At 66.3% G+C, this 4,849-nt stretch carries 6 protein-coding genes; 3 read left to right on the plus strand and 3 right to left on the minus strand.

Annotated features, from left to right (window positions below; translation table 11 throughout):
• On the plus strand, positions 1-697 hold a 697-nt coding region (locus tag VN706_24385; GenBank protein HXT18786.1), incomplete at its 5' end, for a PQQ-binding-like beta-propeller repeat protein.
• Between the two features lie 255 nt (positions 698-952).
• On the opposite strand, the gene VN706_24390 is transcribed toward VN706_24385, so the two are convergent.
• Complete coding sequence (locus tag VN706_24390; protein ID HXT18787.1) at positions 953-1,825, minus strand: hypothetical protein; 873 nt, start codon at positions 1,823-1,825, stop codon at positions 953-955.
• Between the two features lie 106 nt (positions 1,826-1,931).
• Between VN706_24390 and VN706_24395 the strand changes: the two genes are divergently transcribed.
• Entirely contained in the window at positions 1,932-2,237 is a 306-nt protein-coding gene (locus VN706_24395) for a winged helix-turn-helix domain-containing protein (protein ID HXT18788.1), read from the plus strand.
• Between the two features lie 13 nt (positions 2,238-2,250).
• On the opposite strand, the gene VN706_24400 is transcribed toward VN706_24395, so the two are convergent.
• Entirely contained in the window at positions 2,251-3,528 is a 1,278-nt protein-coding gene (locus VN706_24400) for a TAXI family TRAP transporter solute-binding subunit (GenBank protein ID HXT18789.1), read from the minus strand.
• Positions 3,528-4,307 (minus strand): hypothetical protein, encoded by a 780-nt coding sequence (locus VN706_24405; GenBank protein ID HXT18790.1) that lies wholly within the window; start codon positions 4,305-4,307, stop codon positions 3,528-3,530. Before VN706_24405 ends, VN706_24400 begins: the two co-directional genes overlap by 1 nt.
• A gap of 185 nt (positions 4,308-4,492) precedes the next feature.
• Between VN706_24405 and VN706_24410 the strand changes: the two genes are divergently transcribed.
• The coding region (locus tag VN706_24410) for a DUF4136 domain-containing protein (protein HXT18791.1) at positions 4,493-4,849 on the plus strand (357 nt) is incomplete at its 3' end.

The raw sequence follows: 4,849 nt of genomic DNA on the forward strand, positions 1-4,849 counted from the left end.
CGGCTCGTGCAACCGCGAGCATCGCTCGAACTGCGCGTTCGACGAAGGGCCCGATCACGACTTCGGCTCCTCCGCGATTCTGGTGCAAGGAGGCGCGCGACTGCTCGCGGGCCAGAAGTCGGGCATCGTCTATGCGCTCGATGCCGAGAAACAAGGCGAGATTCTCTGGCAGACGCGCATCGGCGAAGGCGGCACGAATGGCGGCGTGCAGTGGGGCATGGCCACCGACGGCACGTTCGTCTACGCCACGACTTCCGACGTCGGGCGCACGCGCTGGGCCGGCGATCCGTTCGACACGCGTCGCTACGTTCTCGATCCGAACCACGGCGGCGGTCTCACGGCACTGCGCGTTGCCGACGGCAGCCGCGCGTGGCACGCAGTCGCGGCGCCCTGCCGCGATGGCGCGCCGGCCGGGTGCAGCCCTGCTCAGCCCGGCGCCGTGACACTGATTCCCGGCGTCGTGTTCGCAACCTCGAACGACGGTCACGTGCGCGCGCACGCGACCGCCGACGGCCGCGCGCTCTGGGACTACGACACGGTGCGCGAGTTTCCCACGGTCAACGGCGTGCCGGCACGCGGCGGCTCGCTGGACGGGCAAGGCGTCGTCGTCGTGGGCGGTCTCGTGCTCGTCACGTCCGGTTATCCGCGCAACGGCGGCATGCCCGGCAACGTGCTCCTCGCGTTTCGCGCCGACTGACGGCAGCGCGTCACGCTCGATCGATCCGTTTCCAGTGCTCCGATTGCGTGGCCTTCCTGCGGGCCGCTTCGGAAGCGAACAATCCGATGTGACCGCATTCGACACACACGGTCGGACGGATCTGCGCGCCCGAGAAAAGACCCGGCGCAAGCTTCGGCAGAACCTCCTCGCCGCACCCCGAGTATCGGTAGAACTTCGTGCACTCGTAGAGCTCTTGCGAGCCACATGCTGGACAGCGTTTCATCTCGTTCTCCTCTAGCTACCGCCGCCGCCACCGCAACCTCCGCCGCCTCCGCAACCGCTCGCGCTGCCGCAGCCGGCCCCGCCGCCGCCATCGCCGCCGTCGCCGCCTGCGTTGCAGTCGCTCCCCGGTGGGCAGGTGCTGTCCGACGGCGCGTACATCGTCGCGGCACCGGCGGCCGCAGCGCCGTCTCCGCTTCGACGCTTGGACACGTGACGCCGCTTGCCCGCCTGCCCAGTGCGCGCCGCTGCGGCGACAAGGACGACGACGAGCGCGATGACCACTAACCCGACCCACACTCCGGGACCGGAGCCCGCCGCGGCGACGCCGTCGGTCTGTGCCAGCGCATGCGCGACCGCAACGAGCGCACCAGCGCCGAGCGACGCGACTGCGCCGCGCTTCAGCAGCGTGCGGTCGAGCGTCACGACGTCGCGGCGATCGATGCGCACGAAGTCATGGCGTGCGTCGAACCGCTCCTCCGCGGTAGGCCAGAGGTCCCTCGGCGGTTCGCCGAAGTAGCGGCGATACGACGAGAGCGTGTTCTCGTACCAGTCGTGAAACTTGCTGTCCTCGGCCGCGCCCCCTTCGGTCGGTCCGTGATGCAGCGGCCGCTCGAGCGTGTCGCGGCACAGTGTTTCCCAGTAGTGCCGCGAGTAGGTCAGGTGCAGATGCCAGACCTGATCGACCGCGTCCGACGGCGTCACGGGATGGCCGGCGTGCGCGGCCAGAAAGCAGAACTTGCGGTACTCACCGATCGCGTTCCGGGCGAGCTCGGTCGTCCAGCCGTTCTCGCGGGTTAGGCGCGCAGAGAACGGGAAAGCGACGTCCTCGGCGTCGAAATCGAGGCTAGAAAGGCGGTTCCAGGTCGTGAGCTCTTGTATGTTCATGTTCTGCCTCACTATTGTTACATGCCACTTGTTACAGGAAATATAATACCTGTATTATAATTCAAGTACAAGTAGTCCTGAATTGCCCGTATCATGCTCGCCCCATATGGCTCACCCACATCGAGACCCGCCTCGCCGCCCCCAATGGACGATCTTCAGCAACCACGCGCACGTGCTCGTCTGCATCGTGCGCAACCCCGAGGAGCGCGTGCGCGAGATCGCGCGTAAGGTCGGTGTCACCGAGCGCGCGGTGCAACGAATCATCGGGGAGCTCGAGGAGGCCGGCGTCATTACGCGCGAGCGCCAGGGACGCACGAACCGCTACAGCTTGTCGCTGGACCGGCCGCTCCGGCATCCGCTCGAAGCGAATACGACGATCGCGGAAGTCATCCGCGTCATCGAAAGCGAATGAGCGTCGCGCGCCTCTAGCGCGTCGGGTCGGCGAGCGCGTCGGGCTCCGCGGGCGGGGTTTCGCACTCGCGGATGACGTCGTGGACCAACGCTTGGAGGATCCGGAAGCTCTCGTCGGCCGACAGCTTCTCGTCGATCAACTGCGCGAACGCGCGGTCTCGCAGGCTTCGCGCCTCCGTCATGCACTCCGCACGCTGCTGCGGGTCCGATCCCTGCGCGAGCTTGGCACGAATCGCGAGCGCCTCCGCGTAGAACTCATCGATGCGGCCCTTCCTGCGCCCGCGCCAAAAGCGCGCAACCGCGATGAGGCCGGTGACGAGCGCTGCGGCGACGGTAGTCACCACCTCGAAGATTCCGGAGGCTCGTTCGGCGAATCCCGGCTCGTTCCGCGCGCGAAAGGCCAGCGCGCCGGCGTGCACGGGGAAGGTCAGATGAGAAATCTGAAACGTCTCGAGCTCGTCGACTGCAATATCGGGCCGCAGTGCGACGAGCAGCGGTCCCATCGTCTGAAGCGACTGAACGAGGTCGTAAACGACGACGCGCGATGTGTCGGCACGCACGACGAGCAACGTGTCGACGGCCACGGTCGCGATCGCGGTCGGCGTCAGCTGCTGCCCGTACGTGCCTTCCGGGATCACGAATGGCCGGAGGAAGGGCGCGACGAGGCTCAGGCCGTCGGCCATGGAGCCTCTGCCCACGTCCTCGGCTCGGCCGAGACTGAGCAGCTCGTAACCTTCGAGCAGCGGCGCCGAGCGCGGCGCGATCGGAGCGAACGCAAAGACGACGTCGGGACGGCTGTCGACGGAGTCGACGAACGTGAATTCGATCCCGCTCCACGCGTACATCGACGTCATGCGGTTCAGCAGCAGCCGCGCCGGCGCGTTCTCGTCACCGGCGAACACGGTGGCGCCGCGGAGCACCTCGCCGAACGTTTGTCCACGCTTCTCGGGCCGCACGCCGATATGCAGCACGCTCGGATAGAGCGGAATGACGGTCCGCACAGCCGGCTCGCGATAGCTAACGCTGTTCTCGACGATCGCGAGATCCGCCTTGCCGTCGGCGAGCAGCGACAGCGCCTGCTGCGCATCCGCGACCGCGACGCCCGCCGTCAATCGAACCGGCGTTTCGACCTCGGCGCTGGCCGTCGCGAGCAGCTCGGCGACCTGCTCGTTCGTTTGCGGCGGGCCGCTCACGATGCGCAGTGTCGCCGGCGCCTCTGAGCACCCGGCAAGCAGGAGGCTCAGCGTCAGCCCGATCAGCGCCCGCGCGAACAGGCATTCGCGAGCAGCCATCACCGCATGATCTCGTTCAACTCGAAAATCGCCGCGTCGGCCGAGTCGACGCGGATGAGGCCCACGCGCGGAAACTCGAGGTCGACGATGACGTAGACCGTCACCGACACGACCGCCGCGAAGGTGATCGAGTGCAGCCAGCTTCGGGCGGGATTCTGCGAGATGCCGTAACCCACGAGCGCCGAGCACGTGAGGCTGAACGCGCCGAGCAACACGAACACGATGATCGGCGGATGATTGCGCGTCGCCATCTGCCGCGTGGTCGTGATGTCGATCATCTCGTTCAGCGCGCCGATCAGCAGCGCCGTGGCCGGCGTGGGCGGACCCTGTTCCCTGACGGCGGAAAGCGCGGTGCTCCAGATTGCCGACTGCAAGTTTGCCGTCTCCGCGAGCTTGGCTTCGGTCACGGCGCTGTCGTTCACCTGCCGATACGCTGCGTAACGGACATCGAGATACTTGCGGAACAGGTCCCGCAGCGCGGGCTGAGCATCGCCGGATAGGAAATCGAGACGCAAGTAAGCCGTTCCGATTGCGTTCGCCTCCTCAGTGATCAAATGCCGGCGATCTTCGAATCGCGACGCGGCACCGGAGAACGTGAATGCGACCAGCAAGCCGAACAGGCCGAAGACAGCGGCCTCCGCCGAGGCGGCACCCTTCGCCGGCTCACCCGAGTCGCGGGCGAGCCGTGCGCGGCCTCTGCGCCAGCCGGCCTCCGACGCCGCCACCATGAGTCCGAAGAAAGCGACGGCGGACAACAACGCGATCAGCGCGAAGATCACGATCGAAACTCCGTCCAACTACTGCGGCCGCGCGTCGATCGCGACTCGGATCGTCGACGGCGCCAAGTTCACACCACCATTGAACTCGCTCGCCATAGGACTATAGTCCGGTGGCACCGAGCGGCGCGCCGCCGAGAATAGTTGCCAATCTCAACTAACCCTGCCCATCGGAGAGGCGAAAGATCATGAACGCAAAGTTGTTGGCCGCCGCGCTCGTCCTGAGCACGTTTGCGTTTTCGGCGCAGGCGCAGAAGCCGCAGATTCAGTGGAACAACAAGTATGCCTTCGACGCCGTGAAAACCTTCGCGTGGCAAGACACGCCGGAGACGTCCCTCGAAGGGCGCAACCCTTTCATGCATTCGCTGATCAAGAACACAATTGAGGCCGAGCTCGCGACGTCGGGGCTCACGGAGGTCGACGCGAATCCCGACGTCTGGGTCAACTATCACGCTTCGACGACGACCGAAACGCAGCTTCGAACGGACTCCTACGGGTATTCAATGGGCGGGTACGGCATGGCCGGATGGGGCTACTACGGCATG

This window comes from Gemmatimonadaceae bacterium (assembly GCA_035606695.1).
Classification (GTDB): Bacteria; Gemmatimonadota; Gemmatimonadetes; order Gemmatimonadales; family Gemmatimonadaceae; genus JAQBQB01.

Bases quoted from the DNA above. Each gene is read 5' to 3' on its own strand.
- VN706_24390 (HXT18787.1), bottom strand. From the start codon at position 1,825: ATGAACATACAAGAGCTCACGACCTGGAACCGCCTTTCTAGCCTCGAT.
- VN706_24395 (HXT18788.1), top strand. From the start codon at position 1,932: ATGGCTCACCCACATCGAGACCCGCCTCGCCGCCCCCAATGGACGATC.
- VN706_24400 (HXT18789.1), bottom strand. From the start codon at position 3,528: ATGGCTGCTCGCGAATGCCTGTTCGCGCGGGCGCTGATCGGGCTGACG.